Raw genomic sequence first — 17,579 nt, 5'->3', positions numbered from 1 at the left:
GCCCGATCAACCGCGCGACAGCGCCGGACTCAGCAAGTTGAAATTCCTGCTTTTCATTCCCAAACGGACCTGTATAACCTAGCGCCATGATCAACCGCGCAGATATCCCTTTTGCCGATGCCGCCCTTGGCGGTGCGTCGCTGCGTGGCCTACTGATCCTAATCCGCCTCTGAGCGTGCCATTCGGCGCGCCCGCTCAGAGGAGGACGCCCGCGCGCCATTGGCTTTAGGACAGAAGAAGAAAGAGTATCCCATGAACAACGTGACCGACCAAGACCGCGTCGTGATCTTCGACACAACCTTGCGCGATGGCGAACAAAGCCCCGGCGCGACCATGACCCATGACGAAAAGCTCGAGATTGCCGAGTTGCTGGACGAAATGGGCGTCGATATCATCGAAGCCGGTTTTCCCATTGCTTCCGAGGGCGATTTCAAGGCTGTGTCCGAGATTGCGCAGCGTTCGAAAAACAGCCGCATCTGCGGACTGGCCCGCGCCAATTTCGCTGATATCGACCGCTGTTGGGAGGCGGTGAAACACGCTGGTCAAAACCGCATCCACACCTTTATTGGCACCTCACCCCTGCACCGCGCCATTCCGAACCTGACCCAGGACGAGATGGCCGAGAAGATCCACGAAACGGTCAGCCATGCGCGAAACCTGTGTGAAAACGTGCAATGGTCGCCGATGGACGCAACGCGGACCGAGTGGGATTACCTCTGCCGTGTGATCGAGATTGCGATCAAGGCTGGTGCGACCACGATCAATATTCCCGATACAGTCGGCTACACCGCCCCGGTCGAAAGCGCCGATCTGATTAAGCGTCTGATCGAGACCGTACCGGGCGCGGACGAGGTGGTCTTTGCCACCCATTGCCACAATGACCTTGGTATGGCGACTGCGAACTCTCTGGCCGCCGTCGCAGGTGGCGCGCGTCAGATCGAATGCACCATCAACGGTTTGGGCGAACGCGCGGGCAACACAGCGCTGGAAGAAGTCGTGATGGCGCTGCGCACCCGCAACGACATCATGCCTTGGCACACCGCCATCGACACAACGAAGATCATGCATATCTCGCGCCGGGTAGCGACGGTCTCGGGCTTCAATGTTCAGTTCAACAAGGCCATCGTCGGCAAGAACGCTTTTGCCCACGAAAGCGGCATCCATCAGGACGGGATGCTGAAAAACCGCGAGAATTTCGAGATTATGCGCCCCGAGGATATCGGCCTGTCCGGCACCTCGCTGCCCTTGGGCAAGCACTCGGGCCGCGCTGCGCTGCGCGACAAGTTGAACACGCTGGGTTATGAGGTTGGCGACAACCAGCTCAAGGACATTTTTGTCCGGTTCAAGGAACTGGCCGACCGCAAGAAAGAGGTGTTTGACGACGATATCATCGCCCTGATGACACTGGATGACGATGACGGTGACGACCACCTGCAGCTGGTTTCGATGAAAGTGACCTGCGGAACTGTCGGAAAGGCCGAAGCCACAATCGAGATGGAAGTTGACGGCAAAGAGGTTATCGCCACGGAAACCGGTGATGGCCCGGTCGATGCCGCGTTCCGTGCCATTCGGATCGTGCATCCCAACACCGCGCATCTGCAACTCTATCAGGTGCATGCGGTTACCGAAGGAACCGACGCGCAGGCTACGGTTTCGGTGCGTCTGGAAGAGGATGGCATGATCGCCACCGGGCAATCAGCAAATACGGATACGGTCGTGGCCTCGGCAAAAGCCTATATCCACGCGCTGAACCGCCTGATCGTGCGGCGGGCAAAGGCTGGTCCCGGAGCGGACACGCGTGAGATTTCGTATAAGGACCTGTCCTGATTTCAAGCGCGGCGGTCGCCTGTCGACCGCCGCCAACTTATCTCTAGGGCCAATAAAACAGTGTCAGGTCTGACGGATTGCCGGGCGCGACCAGAGAGTACTCGAACACCGGATTCTCGTTCAGATCATTCATCCCCGACACCGCATAGCCTTCGGTCGGAATGTATGCCTCATCCAGATTCAAATCGTAATCCCCGTTCTCGTCGTGAAAGGCGATAACGGCATAGTAGCTGCCATCCAGACTGGCAAAGTCGAACCTTTGCGACCGCCCTGTTGCAGGCGTTTCCTGATATCCGGCTGCGTTTGTGTAATCCATCGCATCAAAGGCAGCTTGCTGATCGAACACCATGACGATCAGATTGCCTTTGGCACTGCGCGCACCGTGCAGGTTGACGACCAGCCCCTGATGCTCGGGGGTTGCGGCCGACGCCTGGTCGGTACCATTACCAAACCCTGACGCGACCCAGGCCCCGCCGACGAACAGCCCTGCGGTCACAAGGGCGGCAAATATGCGTTGAGAATTGCTTGGCATTTGTTGCGCTCCTTCTATTCCGCTGGCTTTTGGTGATTGCGCCCGCTTTTGGGTTGCCAGCCTGGCGGGCCAAAGAACACGCCCAGCTTGTTCCGCATTCCGGGCATCGCCCACACATCTCGAAACAGTCGGGCAAACCCATGCAGGAACGCGACGAAGGGATTGACCGAGTCAATCGGCTTGACCAACCCATAGACCACGTCTTCGGCTTCTTCTTCGAACGTCCCGAACATGCGATCCCAGATGATCAGAATCCCGGCATAGTTCTTGTCCAGGTATTTGGGGTTCGACCCGTGATGAACCCGGTGATGCGACGGCGTGTTGAAGATGTATTCGATCGGTCGCCACAGCTTTTTGATGACCTCGGTATGCAGCGCGGTCTGATAAAGTTGAACCAACAGTTCCGCGACAAGTACCATGAACGGGTTAAAGCCCAACAGAACCAGCGGCAGGTGGAAGAATAGCGGCCAGAACCCATCCAGCGGCCCGTGGCGATAGGCGACCGAGATATTGAAAAAAGGCGAACTGTGGTGAACCGAATGCGTGGCCCAAAGGAAATTGATCCGGTGCAAGATCCGGTGTTCCCAGTAATAGGCCAGATCGGCAAGGATCAGAACGATGATGAACGACGCCCATGTGGTGGGAATATCGAATACCGCGAACTGATAGGCCCAGACATAGGCGCCGATATAGAACCCGGCCAGCAGCACAAAGCTGATGCCGATGAAAAACACCAAGGTCACGAAATTGGTGGCCGTATCGCCAAGCATTTTCCAGTTCAGTTTCTTGACGACGGCATAGCGCAGCAGTTCGAATGCCAGAAAGGCCAGGGCGAAGACGAAGAACCAATCGTCGATCAGCGTTTCCCAGTAACTGAGGTGAAAGTCACTGATGTGTTGGTTGAGAAAGTCCATCAAAGGGTCTCATGTTTTATTGTCATTTATGACAATGTATTTACGCATGCAGGTCTGAAATTCAAGGCACAGATAGACAGGTACGCGCAACCCTGCTAACGGATCTGCGCAAACAGCTTGATTTCATTGCTATTTTAAGCGGCGTTTTCTGCTCACACCGCTGTTGGCACAGGACCTAACGGCGAAGCCCGCCGAAAAGTTCGTCCAACTTGCAAACGGAATCGCCCAAACCAAATGGCGCGTTCACCACAAACATGCCCGAGCCGATCATGCCATGACCCTCGCGCGCGGCAGGAAAATGCACCTGATGGTGCAAAACCTTGGGAAACTGCCGCTTCTGCAGAGCATCGCACATCGCCTTTTGGCGGCCACTGGTCAGGATCGGATACCACAGCGCAATCACCCCGACATTCCATTTGCGATGCAGGGAGCTGATGATACCGGGAAGACGGTCGTAATCCGTCTTCACCTCATAGCTGGGATCGATCAGGAGAACTCCGCGACGGGGCGTGGGCGGCAACAAGGACTGCGCCAGTTCGAACCCATCCTGTTGATAGGTTTTGGCCGGGGTCGCCTTCAATGCGTCGGTCAGCGCGCGGTATTCCTGCGGGTGCAACTCGGCCAGATGCAACCTGTCCTGCGGACGCAGAAGATTGGCCGCAATCAGCGGTGATCCGGGATAGGCCGATTTGCCATAACGCGATTTGACTGCGGAAATCGCCCGGTTCAACGGATGGTCATCGTCGAACCAGCCGTCTACCAGAACACGCTCGATCCCGGCGGCTGCCTCTCCGGTTTGAACGGCTTCTTTGGAATCCAACTGGTACAGCCCGCGCCCGGAATGCGTTTCGACATAGGTCAGCGGTTTGTCTTTTTGGGTCAGGTAGGCAAGCGTTTCTGCCAAAATTGCGTGCTTATGGACGTCCGCTAGGTTACCGGCGTGGTAAATATGTTGATATGAGAGCATTTTGCCTTCTAAAGTCCCTACCAATGAGGCGAAAAGGTGCTGATTGTAACGGAATCAGCCCTTTTACCGGGCGAGTTGGCACCCTATAAGTCATCCGTCCCGGAACCGTCGAGTCGCGGGCAGTAGAAAACTGACATACAGGATCAGGGAAAAATATGGGCATCTTTGGCAATCTGGGCGGCCTGTTCACGGCGGACATGGCTATCGACCTTGGGACTGCAAACACGCTGGTATATGTCAAGGGGCGCGGCGTGATCCTGTCGGAACCTTCGGTTGTCGCCTATCACGTCAAGGACGGCGTGAAAAAGGTTCTGGCCGTCGGCGAAGATGCCAAACTTATGCTGGGCCGGACCCCTGGTTCCATCGAAGCCATCCGCCCGATGCGCGAAGGCGTGATCGCCGATTTCGACACCGCCGAAGAGATGATCAAGCACTTCATCCGCAAGGTGCACAAACGCTCGACCTTTTCGAAACCGAAGATCATCGTCTGCGTCCCTCACGGTGCCACGCCGGTGGAAAAACGCGCGATCCGTCAGTCGGTTCTGTCTGCCGGTGCCCGCCGTGCTGGTCTGATTGCCGAACCGATTGCGGCTGCGATTGGTGCCGGGATGCCGATCACCGACCCGACCGGCAACATGGTTGTCGATATCGGCGGCGGTACGACCGAAGTTGCGGTTCTGTCACTTGGCGACATCGTTTACGCGCGCTCGGTGCGCGTGGGTGGAGACCGGATGGATGAGGCAATCATCTCGTATCTGCGTCGTCAACAGAACCTGCTGGTGGGTGAATCTACCGCCGAGCGCATCAAGACCACCATCGGCACCGCGCGGATGCCCGACGATGGCCGCGGACAGTCAATGCATATTCGCGGGCGCGACCTGCTGAACGGCGTGCCGAAGGAAATCGAGATCAGCCAGGCCCAGGTGGCCGAGGCCTTGTCGGAACCGGTCCAGCAGATTTGCGAGGCGGTAATGACCGCGCTGGAAACGACACCGCCCGATCTGGCGGCAGACATCGTGGACCGGGGCGTCATGCTGACCGGCGGTGGCGCGTTGCTGGGTGATCTGGATCTGGCGCTGCGCGAACAGACCGGCTTGGCCGTGTCGATTGCCGACGAAAGTCTGAATTGTGTGGCTTTGGGCACCGGCAAGGCGCTGGAATACGAAAAACAGCTGCGCCACGCGATTGACTACGAAAGCTAAGGCGCGCACCCTTTAGGGGCGAACACTCGGGCACGAGCAGCACGGGAAGGTAACCTGTGGCAAAGGACCGATCACAGCGCGACGAATACACGACCCCTCTGCGCCGCCTGCTGCTGGGGATCGTCGTTCTGTGCCTGCTGGGTATCTTCATCGTCTGGCGCATCGACAGCCCGCGCGTGGAACGGTTCCGCGCGCAGGTGGTTGATCAGGTGGTTCCGTCGATGGACTGGGCAATGGTTCCAGTTACTGCGGCGGTCAATCTGTTCCGCGACTTCCAAAGCTATCAACGCCTGAGCGAGCAGAACCAAGAACTGCGCAGCGAGCTGCGTCTGATGCGCGCCTGGAAAGAGGCCGCGCTGCAACTGGAACAGGAAAACGCCCGGTTGCTGGATCTGAACAATGTTCGGCTAGACGCCCGTCTGACCTATATCACCGGTGTCGTGATGGCCGATAGCGGCTCGCCCTTCCGGCAGTCGGTCCTGCTGAATGTGGGTGAGCGCGACGGCATCGTCGATGGCTGGGCCACCATGGACGGGATTGGTGTGGTCGGGCGCATTTCGGGCGTCGGCCCGGACACAGCGCGCGTGATCCTGCTGACTGATGCCTCAAGCGCCATTCCGGCGACGATCCAACCATCGGGCCAGACCGCGCTGATCACCGGTGACAACACGCCTGCCCCGGCGGTGGAGTTTCTGGAAAACCGTGAACTTGTGCGCCCGGGCGACCGGGTTGTCACCTCGGGGGATGGCGGCGTCTTTCCGGGTGGTTTGCTGATCGGCCAGATCGCCATGGACCCGGGTGGCAGGCTGCGGGTGCGGCTATCGGCGGATTTCGAACGGCTGGAATTCCTGCGCGTCCTGCGTTTTCAATCCGCGCCCACGATACGTGACCCGGGAGGCATCGTAGGACCAAGACAGCCCGAGGCAGCCTTGACCACTCCGGAGGCTGGCGATGGATAGCTCGGCCTCAACGCTGTGGATAAAGCGCGGTTTGTATGTCCTGCTGGCTGTCTTTGTGCTGTTCCTTCATCTGCTGCCGCTGGATACGCGGCCTGACCGCTGGCCGTTCCCCGACCTTCTGATTGCGCTGACCTTTGCCTGGGTTCTGCGCCGGCCTGAATACGTTCCGGTTCTCAGCATCGCGGTGGTTATGCTGATGGCGGACCTGCTGCTTCAACGCCCCCCAGGTCTGATGGCCGCGCTGGTGGTTCTGGGGGCCGCCTATCTGCGCTCGGCCGCACCGGGTATGCGTGACGCGGGGTTTGTGGCCGAATGGACCTCGGTCGCGGCGGTCATCACAGCGATTTTTGTTCTGAACGGTCTGATTTTGGGTATCCTGTCGGTACAACAGGCCGTAATGACCCGAACGGCGATCCAGATCATTGTAACAATAGCGATCTATCCCGTGATCGTCTTTCTTAGCCAAACGGTCCTTGGTGTCCGGCGCGCCTCGGCCACAGACACCACAACAGCGGGAGCGCGGACATGAAACCTCGCCAGCCCAAAGCCCAAGGTCTTGCCTACAAGCGACTGCCGCGCCGCGCGTTGCTATTGGGTGGCTTGCAGGCCGCCTTCGTCGGCGGGTTGGCCGCACGGATGCGGTTCATGCAGGTCGATCAGGCCGACGAATACCGCCTGCTGGCCGAAGAAAACCGCATCAACATCCGGCTGATCCCACCGACCCGAGGTCGCATCTATGACCGCAACGGCCAGATCATCGGGCAAAACTCGCCGTCATACCGCATCGTTATCGTGCGCGAAGACGCGGGCGATATCGACAAGGTCATTGCCAAACTGTCCGAGATTATCCCGCTAACGCAGGACGAAATCGAGCGTGCAAGAACTGAGATGCGGCGCTCGGCCCCGTTTTTGCCGGTCACGCTGGCCGATCAGGTCACTTGGGAAGATATCTCGAAGGTCGCCGTCAACGCGCCAGCCTTGCCCGGTGTCACGCCCGAGGTCGGGATGACCCGGCAATACCCCCGGTACGAGGATTTTGCCCACGTGGTCGGCTATGTCGGCCCGGTCAGCGACTATGACCTCAGCCAGATCACCGACCCCGAGCCGGTGCTGCGGATCCCCCGGTTCCAGATCGGCAAGGTCGGGCTTGAAGCCAAGCAAGAGATCGAATTGCGCGGCAAGGCAGGCGCCAAGCGCGTCGAGGTCAACGCGACCGGCCGGGTCATGCGCGAACTCGACCGGCAGGAAGGCACCGCAGGCGCCGACCTGCAATTGTCGGTCGATGCCGACCTGCAGCAATACACCCAGGCGCGACTGGCTGGCGAAAGCGCCGCCGCCGTTGTTGTCGACTGCGAAACGGGCGATATCCGCGCCATTAGCTCTGCACCCAGCTTTGACCCGAACCTGTTCGTCCGTGGCATCTCGGTCGCGGACTACCGCACGCTGACCAACGACAACTACCGCCCGCTGGCGAACAAGACGGTTCAGGGCACTTATCCTCCTGGGTCGACCTTCAAGATGATCACAGCCATGGCCGCGCTTGAGGCCGGAGTGATCGGACCAGGCAACACGGTCTATTGCCCCGGTCATCTGAAAGTGGGCAGCCGCCGCTTTCACTGCTGGAAACGCGGCGGGCATGGCACGGTCGATCTGGGGTTGTCGCTGAAACGCAGTTGCGATGTCTACTACTACGACGTGGCGCTGCGCGTCGGCATCGACAAGATTTCCGAAATGGCGCGCAAATTCGGCCTGGGGGTCAAACACGATATTCCCATGTCCGCAGTCGCGGCCGGGTTGGCTCCGAACCAGGCGTGGAAGCAACGCGTTCATGGCGAGGACTGGTTGGTTGGCGACACCGCGAACGCCTCGATCGGTCAGGGCTTCATGCTGGCATCACCACTGCAACTGGCGGTCATGACAGCGCGGCTTGCCACAGGTCGCGCGGTTTCGCCGCGGCTCGTAAGGTCGGTCAATGGGGTGGAACAGCCCTCGGGCGCCGGTGAGGCGCTCGACATCAATCCGTACAACCTGGAACAGGTGCGCAAGGCGATGTTTTCGGTCTCGAATGACCGGCGCGGCACGGCCTATCGCAGCCGCATCATCGCTGATGAGTTTCGCATGGCCGGCAAGACCGGTACCAGCCAGGTGCGCAACATCACCAAAGCAGAACGCGCCGCTGGCGTGATCCGCAACGAGGATCTGCCATGGGAGCGCCGCGACCACGCGCTCTTTGTCAGCTTTGCGCCCTATGACAACCCAAAATACGCCGTGGCCGTGGTGGTGGAACACGGCGGCGGCGGGTCCAAGGCGGCCGCCCCGGTTGCGCGCGACATCATGCTTCAGGCACTCTATGACGGTACGCCACCGCTCGAGGCCTATCCCACGGGTGATCGCGAGCGTATCAAAGAGCAGCAAAAGCGGCTGGAAGGCGACCGCCGCCCCAAAGCGCGTCCTGACGAAAAGGACCGCGCATGAGCTATCTTGAATATGCGGTAAAATCCACGCCGTCCGGCTTCCGCAAGGTTCTGTACATGAACTGGCCGCTGACCCTGCTACTGATCAGCGTGGCCAGTGCTGGATTCCTGATGCTTTACTCGGTTGCGGGCGGGTCATGGACCCCCTGGGCCGAGCCACAGATGGAACGGTTCGGGCTGGGCATGGCCGCGATGTTCATCATAGCGGTCGTTCCCATCTGGTTCTGGCGCAACATGTCTGTTGTGGCATACCTGGGATCCATCGGCCTGCTGATCCTTGTGGAACTGGTCGGCACGGTTGGCATGGGGGCGCAGCGTTGGATTGACCTCGGCTTCATGCGCCTGCAACCGTCCGAGTTGATGAAGGTCACGCTGGTGATGCTTCTGGCGGCCTACTACGACTGGTTGCCCGCGCATAAGACCTCTCGCCCAATTTGGGTGATCCTGCCTGTTGTGTTGATCCTGATCCCCACCTTCATGGTTTTGCGCCAGCCTGATCTGGGCACCTCGATCTTGTTGCTGGCCGCAGGTGGTGGCCTGATGTTCCTTGCAGGCGTCCACTGGGCCTATTTCGCTGCCGTAATCGCGGCGGGGATCGGCCTTGTCACCGCAGTGTTCCAAAGCCGCGGCACCGATTGGCAGTTGCTGAAAGACTATCAGTTCCGGCGCATCGATACGTTTCTGGACCCTTCGACCGACCCGCTGGGCGCGGGCTATCATATCACCCAATCCAAGATCGCCTTGGGGTCGGGCGGCTGGAACGGACGCGGGTTCATGCAGGGCACGCAGTCAAGGCTGAACTTCCTGCCGGAAAAGCACACCGATTTCATCTTCACCACGCTTGCCGAAGAGTTCGGCTTTGTCGGCGGCATCACCTTGTTAGTCCTTTATGGGCTGATCCTTGTCTTTTGCATGGTCACGGCGCTGTCGACCAAGGACCGGTTCTCGTCTCTGGTGACGCTGGGCATCGCACTGAACTTCTTTCTGTTCTTCGCGGTCAACATGTCGATGGTGATGGGTCTGGCCCCTGTCGTCGGTGTGCCACTGCCAATGGTCAGCTATGGCGGCTCGGCGATGCTGGTTCTGATGGCCGCCTTTGGCATTGTCCAAAGCGCTCATATTCACCGTCCCCGTTGATCCGAAAGGGAACCCATGCCCGTGAACGTCCTGTTTTCCGCTCGCCCTGAACAGTGGCCGATCTACGAACCGCTCCTGACACGGTGTCTGAAAAATGCAGGTCTGGACTTTCATCTGACGACGGATATCGCGCCGGATCAGGTTGACTACATCGTCTACGCTCCGTCCGGCGGTTTGATGGATTTCACCCCATTCACGCGGCTAAAGGCTGTGCTCAGCCTGTGGGCAGGGGTCGAAAAGATTGCCGACAACGCAACGCTGACTGTGCCGTTGGCGCGGATGGTCGATGGCGGACTGTCCAAGGGGATGACCGAATGGGTCGTGGGACATGTGTTGCGCTATCATCTGGGGATGGACATGCACATCACCACGCAGAATGGTACCTGGCAGCCCGAGGCCCCTCCGCTCGCTTCAGAACGGAACGTGTGCATTCTGGGACTGGGCGCCTTGGGCGAAGCAGCCGCCAATGCGCTTGTCGCGCTGGGCTTCTCAGTCACGGGCTGGAGCCGCACCGCAAAGGACATACCCGGCGTCACCTGCCTGAGCGGGCCTGAGGGACTGAAACAGGCGCTGTCCCAAGCCGAGATCGTTGTGCTGCTGCTGCCCGATACGCCTGCAACCGAGAACACGCTGAACGCGGAAACCCTTGCCCTGCTGCCCAAAGGTGCGCGGATCATCAACCCCGGGCGCGGACCGCTGATTGACGACGACGCCTTGTTGGACGCATTGAATTCAGGTCAGGTCGGTCATGCCACGCTGGACGTATTCCGCATCGAACCGCTGCCGCAGGATCACCCGTATTGGGCGCATTCCAATGTCACCGTCACGCCGCATATTGCCTCGGAAACACGCCCCGCCACAGCAGCGCAGGTCATTTGCGAGAACATCCGACGCGGCGAGGCAGGCGAGCCCTTCCTGCACCTTGTGGACCGCGAACTGGGCTATTAGGCCGCGATCAGGCCGCGACCTTTCAACAGAGCTTCGACCCCCGGCAAGCGGCCCCGGAAAGCCAGATACAGATCCTCCGCCTCGCGTGATCCGCCGGTGGACAGGATGTTGTCCTCAAGCGCTTTGGCACGTTCGGGATCAAATGCGCCCCCCGCTTCTTCGAAGGCTGCAAACGCGTCTGCATCCATGACCTCGGACCACATATAGCTGTAGTAGCCTGCGCTATAACCGTCGCCTGCAAAGACATGCGCGAAATGCGGCGTGGCGTGGCGCATACCAATGGCTGATGGCATGCCCATTTCCCGCAGCACTTCGGCCTGTTTCACCATCGGATCAGTGGGCGCGTCGCCGTCGTGAAACGCCAGGTCAACCAGGGCCGAGGCGACATATTCCACCGTTTGGAACCCCTGATCGAAATTGGCGGCCTTCAGCACCTTTTTCAGCATCTCAGGCGGCATCGGTTCACCGGTTTCGGCGTGGGTTGCGAATTCGGCAAGAACCTCGGGCACTTCAAGCCAATGCTCATAAAGCTGGCTGGGCAACTCGACGAAATCCCGCGCGACAGATGTGCCCGAGATGCTTTCATACGTCACGTTGGACAGCATCTGATGCAGCGCATGACCGAACTCGTGGAACAATGTGCGTGCGTCGTCATACGACAGCAGCGCCGGATCGCCCTTGGCAAAGTTGCAAACATTGATCACGACGGGGGCTTGTTCCTTCGGGAACTTCGCCTGCCCGCGCATGGCACTGCACCAAGCGCCGGATCGTTTTGATCCGCGCGCAAAGTAATCTCCGATAAAGACGGCTACATGTCGCCCATCGCGTGTGACCTCCCACGCGCGGCAGTCGGGGTGGTACAGCGGCACGTCCAGCGGTGCGAATTCCAACCCGAACAGGCGATTTGCGCAGGCAAACGCGGCCTCAATCATCCGATCCAGCTGCAAATAAGGTTTCAGCGCAGCTTCATCCAGATCATGCTCGGCCTTGCGCCGCTTCTCTGCATAATACCGCCAGTCCCAGGCTTCCAGCGGCCCGTTCACACCATCCTCCTGCATCATGGCTGTCATGATTTCGGCATCAGCATCGGCCCGTGCTTTTGCCGGAGACCAGACCTGCATCAGAAGATCTCGCACCCGATCCGGTGTGCGGGCCATTTCGGTTTCCAGTTTGAAATCGGCAAAACTGTCGTAGCCCAGCAGCCTGGCGCGCTCCTGCCGCAGGGTCAGAATCTCCGAGGCAATGTCACGGTTATCCGTCTCACCGCCATTCGCACCGCGCGCCGTCCACGCACGATAGGCTTTTTCCCGCAGGTCACGGCGGGGAGAGAATTGCAGGAACGGTACGATCAACGACCGCGACAGGGTCACAACGGGCCCAGCTGCGCCCTTTTCCTGACCCGCCGCACGGGCGGCATCCACCACAAATTCGGGCAGCCCTTGCAGATCGCTTTCGGTCAGTTCCATGAACCAGTCCCGCTCATCTGCCAACAGGTTCTGGGTAAAGGATGTCCCCAGCGAGGCCAGTCTCGCCTTGATCTCCTGCATCCGCACGTCCGCATCACCCTGCAAGGCCGCACCGGCCCGCACGAATCCGCGATGCGTTAGCATCAATACGCGCGCCTGTTCGTCGGTCAGGTCCAGTTCGTCACGCCGATCCCATAGATCAGCGACGCGCTGAAACAGATCCTTGTTGGACGAAATAGCTGAGTAATGCGCCGCCAACCTGGGAGAAAAGTCGCGCTGCAACTCTTCCCGTTTGGGGTTGCTGTCCGCACCGGCGACGGTGAAGAAGACCGACAGGACCTTGTCCATCTGTTCGCCTGCCGCTTCCAGCGCCTCGATCGTGTTGGCGAACGTGGGGGAGTCCGAGGCCGTGGCGATCGCATCTATCTGCGCAGTATGGGCCTGCATCGCCTGTTCCAGAGCGGGGGCAAAATCTTCGTCGCTGATATCGGCAAAGGGTGCGATTTCGAACCGGGTGGTCCAATCGGACAGGATGGGATTGGTCATTCAGGTCTCCTTTGACCGTATAGCTAAGATCGCCGGGACCGAGGGTCCAGAGGCCGCTTATTCAGAAGTGCCGCAAATCGGGCAATCGGGCCGCTTTGTCAGCGAGATCTTGCGGCTTTCCCCATAGAGTGCATCGTAGATCAGCATCTCGCCACGCAGCGCCTGCCCTGCGCCTGTGATCACCTTGATCGCCTCGACCGCCATCATCGATCCCACCACACCGGGTAATGGGCCAATCACGCCGGCCTCGGCACAAGAGGGGGCCAGCCCTTCCGCCGGAGCTTCGGGAAAGATGCACTGGTAACAGGGGCCTGACGTGGCCGGGTCAAAGACGCTCAGCTGCCCTTCCCATTGCGATAGCGCGCCTGAGATGAGCGGTTTGCCCAGCGCAACGGCGGTTCGGTTGGCCAGATAGCGGGTGTCGAAATTGTCGGTTCCATCAAGGATCAGATCGAAATCATTGAACAGGTCGGATGCGATCTCTTCGTTCAGGCGGCGGTGATATGGCAGGACAGCTACATTCGGGTTTTGCGCCAGCATCGCCTGCTGCGCTGAAAACACCTTGGGCATGCCGATATCGGAGTCACGATGGATCACTTGCCGTTGCAGGTTGGCGTTCTCGACGACATCATCATCGATTACGCCGATTGTGCCGACGCCCGCAGCCGCAAGATATTGCAATGCAGGAGCCCCCAACCCACCGGCGCCGATCACCAGCACCCGCGCCTTCTTCAACCGTTTTTGACCCGGCCCGCCCAGTTCTCGCAACACGATGTGGCGCGCGTAGCGTTCGAGCTCGGTCTCGCTGAACTTGTCAGAAGGCGTTGCTGGCGTTTCGGGCGACGCGGGCACCGCACGGGCGCGCAACGCTTTCAACGCCCGCCCATAGACCAGAACCAATGCCGCAAAGCCAGCCAGGGTCAGCCACATCGCCGCCGACCCGCCGGTCGCCTGACGCAACGGGTGCCCATCGGGCAAAACCAGATGCGCCAGGATCACGCCCACCAGCAGAACCGAAACCGACGTGACACGTGCGGTTCTGGACACGCCCGTAAGGTATCCAACGCCCCAGAGACCCGCTGCAAGAAAAAGAACCAGCAGCATCAGCCGCGCCCGGTCGAGCCAAAGCCGCCCGCACCGCGTTCCGTGTTACCAAGTGCTTCAACGGCCTCGAACGCAGCCTGAACCACCGGGGCAACGACAAGTTGCGCGATGCGCTCGCCATGCGTGACCTCGAACGCCTCATGCCCTGCATTCAACACGATCACCCCCAATGGCCCGCGATAATCGCTGTCGATCGTACCGGGCGTGTTTGGCAGGGTGATCCCGTGTTTCAGTGCAAGACCCGAGCGCGGGCGGACCTGCACCTCGTATCCCGGCGGGATCTCGATCCGCAACCCGGTGGGCACCAGAGCACGCGCGCCCGGTTGCAAAACGATCGATTTACCATCAGGCAGATTGGCCCGCACATCCGCACCCGCAGCGCCCGCTGTTTCATAGGCAGGCAACGCGACCGAGTGATCCGCCCAATCCTCGCGAATGACACGAATTGCGACCATATTTGAACCTTTCATTTTTCGTCGACCAATCGGATCAGTCCGCCAACGCCTCGGCTATTTTCTGCGCCAATCGGCTTGCGACCATGTCCTTGCCCATGCGGGGCCATTCCTCGGCGCCCTCGGTCGAGATCAGAACAACTGCGTTCTCGGACCCGCCCATAATCCCCGTTGACGGGCTGACATCGTTGGCGACGATCCAGTCGCAGCCCTTGCGCGCCCGCTTGGCCGTCGCATGATCGATAACGTTGTCGGTTTCGGCGGCAAATCCAATCACCAGACCCGGTCGTCCGCTGGACAAATTGGACACGCGTTTCAGAATGTCGGGGTTTTCCGCAAATTCCAGCGCTGGCATACCATCACGGCTTTTCTTCAATTTACGGTCTGATGCACTGGCAACCCGCCAGTCCGCCACAGCCGCCGCAAAAACACCAGCATCGACAGGCAGGGCCGCATCGACCGCGTCCGACATCTGCTGCGCGGTTTCCACGCGCACCACCTGAACCCCGTCAGGCGGAGGAATATCGGCAGGTCCGGTTACAAACACAACATCGGCCCCCAACGCGGACAAGGCGCGGGCAATGGCCGCGCCCTGCGCGCCCGAGGATCGGTTGGCGATGTAGCGCACCGGATCAATCGGTTCATGGGTCGGGCCGGATGTGACGAGGATACGTTTGCCCGACAACGGTCCATCGGCAAGCTGCGCCTCGATTGCGGCCACGATCTCCAGCGGTTCTGACATCCGGCCCGGCCCATATTCTCCGCAAGCCATGTCGCCCTCGTTCGGGCCGACAAAGGTGATGCCATCGGCCTTGAGCTGCGCCAGATTGCGCTGCATCGCCGGGTGATCCCACATCCGTACGTTCATTGCGGGCGCGCACAGAACGGGCGTATCCGTGGCCATCAACAGGGTCGAGGCCAGATCACCTGCCAACCCTGCGGTCATCTTGCCCAACAGATCCGCCGTGGCCGGAGCCACCACGATCAGATCCGCCGAGCGCGACAATTGGATATGCCCCATCTCGGCCTCATCTGTCAGATCGAACAGATCGCGATAGGCCTTTTCGCCCGCCAGCGCGGACACTGACAAAGGTGTGACGAACTCTTCCGCAGCGCGTGTCAGTACGGGTGTCACAGAGGCGCCGCGTTCTTTCAACCGGCGAATGAGGTCCAGAGATTTATAGGCCGCAATACCACCGCCGATGATCAGCAGAATACGTTTTGATGCCAGCATGTTCACCGCCTCCGGTCCCGGTCGGCCCTGACATTAGGCAACGCCCGGCCCGAGTTCCAGCGGTTAATTCTGGGTCTCAAACGCCTTGCAGGGGTCTTCACGCTCAACCGCCGGGCTGTCGATGACCGCATCAAAGGTGCCTTCAAGCTGGCCCTCTTCGGATTGGCCCAGAACAAACACCTTCAAACCCGGACGAAGGCGCGACAGAAAGGTGGGGATGCCACGGTCCTTGCGGGCGTGCCCGTTGCCGGTAATGACGGTCACCGGCCCGCTGGTTTCATCAGCTGCCGTCAGTATGGCCCGTGTCAGAACCGCGTCGCGAAGACGCTGAATGGCAACCATCTGCGGCAACGACTCCTTGGGGATCGCGTCGCAATGGGCGGCAAACTGATCAGCCTCACGCGCGGCCTGATCTTCGGGGGCCAGAGGCACCGTCAACCCGTAGCGCGCCGCATCTGCGCCCAAGGCGGTGGCTGCCCCGCGCTCCATCGCGGCCCGAGCCGCTGCACGCGGCACCATGGCGCCGTAGATCGGCGCATTCGATGCCTGAAATACCGGATAGTACATACTTAGCGGAGGCCAGCCGGTTTCCGCCCAGCGCAGAATCTTCGACAATTCCTCGGGGCTTGTCGCCGCCTTCTGCGCAAGGCGTTGCGCACCTTCTTCCGTCACCATTTCCCAGACAACGGCCGAGGGCGAGATCACCTCGATCGCTTCGGTCTGGACCAGATGATGATCCGGGTTGTCATGAATTTCGCCCAGAATGACGACGTCCGCCGCGGTCATTTCGGCCAGAATGTCGTCAGGTATCAGATCGCCCGCATGGCCCGGGCTGACCGTAACCACAAGTGCACAAAGCAGAATCGCAAGATGTCTCATGCGAAGAAGTGTTGCACCTCACGCGACTGCGCTTCAAGGCTCTTGCGCATCTTGATGAAGGCTGCCGCCTCAAGCTGGCGCACGCGTTCCTTCGACAGCCCCAGTTCCTGACCAAGGCTTTCAAGCGTCCGGGCCGGTTCACGCAGTTTGCGTTCGCGGACGATGAAACGTTCACGCTCGTTCAACGCCTGCATCGCCGACACCAGCCAGTCGCGCAATTGCTGCGTATCGTGGGCGTTTTCAACGGTCTCGGCGGCCTGCTCGCGCTCATCCTCAAGCGCGTCAATCCATTCGCGCCCGTCTTCGTCCGCTGACTGCACCGCATTCAGGGAAAAATCGGAACCCGACAACCTGCCTTCCATCATCTCGACATCGCGCAACGGAACGCCGATTTCAGCGGCGATCAACTGATGCAACTGGTGCCGGTCCAACCGTTGTCCATCTGTTGCGGCTTCGCGCTCCAATCGGGCCTGAACCCGGCGCATGTTGAAAAACAGCGATTTCTGAGAGGAGGTCGAGCCGGTACGCACCATCGACCAGTTGCGCATGACATAGTCCTGGATGCTGGCTTTGATCCACCACACCGCGTAGGTCGAAAAGCGCACCCCGCGATCGGGGTCAAACTTGTCAGCGGCTTTCATCAGACCCAGACCAGCCTCTTGAATCAGGTCGTTCATCGGCGCGCCGTAGCGTTTGAATTTGGCGGCCATCGAAATGGCCAATCGCATATAGGCCGTGATCAGTCGGTGCAGGGCTTGCTCGTCCCTGTCATCGCGCCAGGCATAGGCGAGGCGCAGCTCGGTCTCGGCATCCAGCAATTCGGCCTTCATCGCCTGTTGGGACATCGAAAAATCACGCGCATTGTCCAGTGCCATGCAACTCTCCCATTTTTGCTCGGCGCTGGCCGGGCTTGCCTTGCCGATCTGTGGTCGATACGC

General features: G+C 60.0%; 16 protein-coding genes. 7 read left to right on the top strand and 9 right to left on the bottom strand.

The genetic code is table 11. The features are described from left to right. The first annotated feature begins 252 nt into the window (after window positions 1-252). A complete protein-coding gene (locus ACR0JA_RS12525; protein ID WP_480574959.1) occupies window positions 253-1,827 on the top strand; it encodes a 2-isopropylmalate synthase in 1,575 nt (524 codons plus the stop codon). A 43-nt stretch (window positions 1,828-1,870) separates the two neighbouring features. Here ACR0JA_RS12525 and ACR0JA_RS12520 read toward each other — a convergent pair whose 3' ends face one another. The 3 genes from ACR0JA_RS12520 to ACR0JA_RS12510 form a co-directional block, all read right to left on the bottom strand. Then, window positions 1,871-2,359, bottom strand: a complete 489-nt coding sequence (locus ACR0JA_RS12520; RefSeq protein WP_480574956.1) for a DUF2141 domain-containing protein — start codon at window positions 2,357-2,359, stop codon at window positions 1,871-1,873. Window positions 2,360-2,373: 14 nt separating this feature from the next. Further along, window positions 2,374-3,273: a sterol desaturase family protein gene (locus ACR0JA_RS12515; RefSeq protein ID WP_480574953.1), complete on the bottom strand. Its 900-nt coding sequence runs from the start codon at window positions 3,271-3,273 to the stop codon at window positions 2,374-2,376. Between the two features lie 175 nt (window positions 3,274-3,448). Continuing rightward, a complete protein-coding gene (locus tag ACR0JA_RS12510) occupies window positions 3,449-4,240 on the bottom strand; it encodes a 23S rRNA (adenine(2030)-N(6))-methyltransferase RlmJ (RefSeq protein ID WP_480574950.1) in 792 nt (263 codons plus the stop codon). Between the two features lie 155 nt (window positions 4,241-4,395). Between ACR0JA_RS12510 and ACR0JA_RS12505 the strand changes: the two genes are divergently transcribed. The 6 genes from ACR0JA_RS12505 to ACR0JA_RS12480 are packed head-to-tail and all read left to right on the top strand — an operon-like array spanning window position 4,396 to window position 10,960. Further along, window positions 4,396-5,442, top strand: coding sequence for a rod shape-determining protein (locus ACR0JA_RS12505; protein WP_039523195.1), 1,047 nt, complete (start codon window positions 4,396-4,398; stop codon window positions 5,440-5,442). 56 nt (window positions 5,443-5,498) lie between these two features. Then, complete coding sequence (gene mreC, locus ACR0JA_RS12500) at window positions 5,499-6,401, top strand: rod shape-determining protein MreC (protein WP_480574947.1); 903 nt, start codon at window positions 5,499-5,501, stop codon at window positions 6,399-6,401. After that, window positions 6,394-6,930 (top strand): rod shape-determining protein MreD, encoded by a 537-nt coding sequence (locus tag ACR0JA_RS12495; protein ID WP_480574944.1) that lies wholly within the window; start codon window positions 6,394-6,396, stop codon window positions 6,928-6,930. Before mreC ends, ACR0JA_RS12495 begins: the two co-directional genes overlap by 8 nt. Beyond that, window positions 6,927-8,876, top strand: coding sequence for a penicillin-binding protein 2 (mrdA, locus tag ACR0JA_RS12490; RefSeq protein ID WP_480574941.1), 1,950 nt, complete (start codon window positions 6,927-6,929; stop codon window positions 8,874-8,876). The genes ACR0JA_RS12495 and mrdA overlap by 4 nt, the downstream gene beginning before the upstream one ends. Continuing rightward, on the top strand, window positions 8,873-10,012 hold the full coding sequence (gene rodA / locus ACR0JA_RS12485; RefSeq protein ID WP_480574938.1) for a rod shape-determining protein RodA: 1,140 nt from the start codon (window positions 8,873-8,875) through the stop codon (window positions 10,010-10,012). Before mrdA ends, rodA begins: the two co-directional genes overlap by 4 nt. 15 nt (window positions 10,013-10,027) lie before the next feature. Further along, window positions 10,028-10,960, top strand: a complete 933-nt coding sequence (locus ACR0JA_RS12480) for a 2-hydroxyacid dehydrogenase (protein WP_480574935.1) — start codon at window positions 10,028-10,030, stop codon at window positions 10,958-10,960. Here the strand turns inward: ACR0JA_RS12480 and ACR0JA_RS12475 are convergent. The 6 genes from ACR0JA_RS12475 to ACR0JA_RS12450 form a co-directional block, all read right to left on the bottom strand. Next, complete coding sequence (locus ACR0JA_RS12475) at window positions 10,957-12,972, bottom strand: M3 family metallopeptidase (protein ID WP_480574932.1); 2,016 nt, start codon at window positions 12,970-12,972, stop codon at window positions 10,957-10,959. The two genes, ACR0JA_RS12480 and ACR0JA_RS12475, sit on opposite strands and share 4 nt — an antisense overlap. 57 nt (window positions 12,973-13,029) lie before the next feature. Beyond that, a complete protein-coding gene (locus ACR0JA_RS12470) occupies window positions 13,030-14,076 on the bottom strand; it encodes a HesA/MoeB/ThiF family protein (protein WP_480574929.1) in 1,047 nt (348 codons plus the stop codon). Beyond that, the gene (gene dut / locus ACR0JA_RS12465; RefSeq protein ID WP_480575149.1) at window positions 14,076-14,531 is read right to left on the bottom strand and encodes a dUTP diphosphatase; all 456 of its coding nucleotides are present in this window, start codon (window positions 14,529-14,531) and stop codon (window positions 14,076-14,078) included. Before dut ends, ACR0JA_RS12470 begins: the two co-directional genes overlap by 1 nt. Before the next feature lie 34 nt (window positions 14,532-14,565). Continuing rightward, on the bottom strand, window positions 14,566-15,762 hold the full coding sequence (gene coaBC, locus ACR0JA_RS12460; RefSeq protein WP_480574926.1) for a bifunctional phosphopantothenoylcysteine decarboxylase/phosphopantothenate--cysteine ligase CoaBC: 1,197 nt from the start codon (window positions 15,760-15,762) through the stop codon (window positions 14,566-14,568). Between the two features lie 63 nt (window positions 15,763-15,825). Further along, on the bottom strand, window positions 15,826-16,641 hold the full coding sequence (locus ACR0JA_RS12455; RefSeq protein ID WP_480574923.1) for a ChaN family lipoprotein: 816 nt from the start codon (window positions 16,639-16,641) through the stop codon (window positions 15,826-15,828). Beyond that, the gene (locus tag ACR0JA_RS12450; RefSeq protein ID WP_480574920.1) at window positions 16,638-17,516 is read right to left on the bottom strand and encodes an RNA polymerase factor sigma-32; all 879 of its coding nucleotides are present in this window, start codon (window positions 17,514-17,516) and stop codon (window positions 16,638-16,640) included. Before ACR0JA_RS12450 ends, ACR0JA_RS12455 begins: the two co-directional genes overlap by 4 nt. Window positions 17,517-17,579: the final 63 nt, after the last annotated feature.

Source organism: Ruegeria sp. AM4 (genome assembly GCF_056540665.1).
The sequence above is the reverse complement of the archived record's forward strand: the minus strand, read 5'-3'. Positions and strand labels throughout refer to the sequence as shown.

Excerpts from the sequence above, each read along its gene's own strand:
- ACR0JA_RS12470 (WP_480574929.1), bottom strand. The coding sequence starts at position 14,076 with ATGCTGCTGGTTCTTTTTCTTGCAGCGGGTCTCTGGGGCGTTGGATAC.
- ACR0JA_RS12515 (WP_480574953.1), bottom strand. The coding sequence starts at position 3,273 with ATGGACTTTCTCAACCAACACATCAGTGACTTTCACCTCAGTTACTGG.
- ACR0JA_RS12455 (WP_480574923.1), bottom strand. The coding sequence starts at position 16,641 with ATGAGACATCTTGCGATTCTGCTTTGTGCACTTGTGGTTACGGTCAGC.
- ACR0JA_RS12525 (WP_480574959.1), top strand. The coding sequence starts at position 253 with ATGAACAACGTGACCGACCAAGACCGCGTCGTGATCTTCGACACAACC.
- dut (WP_480575149.1), bottom strand. The coding sequence starts at position 14,531 with ATGGTCGCAATTCGTGTCATTCGCGAGGATTGGGCGGATCACTCGGTC.
- ACR0JA_RS12520 (WP_480574956.1), bottom strand. The coding sequence starts at position 2,359 with ATGCCAAGCAATTCTCAACGCATATTTGCCGCCCTTGTGACCGCAGGG.
- ACR0JA_RS12510 (WP_480574950.1), bottom strand. The coding sequence starts at position 4,240 with ATGCTCTCATATCAACATATTTACCACGCCGGTAACCTAGCGGACGTC.
- ACR0JA_RS12480 (WP_480574935.1), top strand. The coding sequence starts at position 10,028 with ATGCCCGTGAACGTCCTGTTTTCCGCTCGCCCTGAACAGTGGCCGATC.
- ACR0JA_RS12475 (WP_480574932.1), bottom strand. The coding sequence starts at position 12,972 with ATGACCAATCCCATCCTGTCCGATTGGACCACCCGGTTCGAAATCGCA.
- ACR0JA_RS12495 (WP_480574944.1), top strand. The coding sequence starts at position 6,394 with ATGGATAGCTCGGCCTCAACGCTGTGGATAAAGCGCGGTTTGTATGTC.
- ACR0JA_RS12450 (WP_480574920.1), bottom strand. The coding sequence starts at position 17,516 with ATGGCACTGGACAATGCGCGTGATTTTTCGATGTCCCAACAGGCGATG.
- mrdA (WP_480574941.1), top strand. The coding sequence starts at position 6,927 with ATGAAACCTCGCCAGCCCAAAGCCCAAGGTCTTGCCTACAAGCGACTG.
- coaBC (WP_480574926.1), bottom strand. The coding sequence starts at position 15,762 with ATGCTGGCATCAAAACGTATTCTGCTGATCATCGGCGGTGGTATTGCG.
- rodA (WP_480574938.1), top strand. The coding sequence starts at position 8,873 with ATGAGCTATCTTGAATATGCGGTAAAATCCACGCCGTCCGGCTTCCGC.
- ACR0JA_RS12505 (WP_039523195.1), top strand. The coding sequence starts at position 4,396 with ATGGGCATCTTTGGCAATCTGGGCGGCCTGTTCACGGCGGACATGGCT.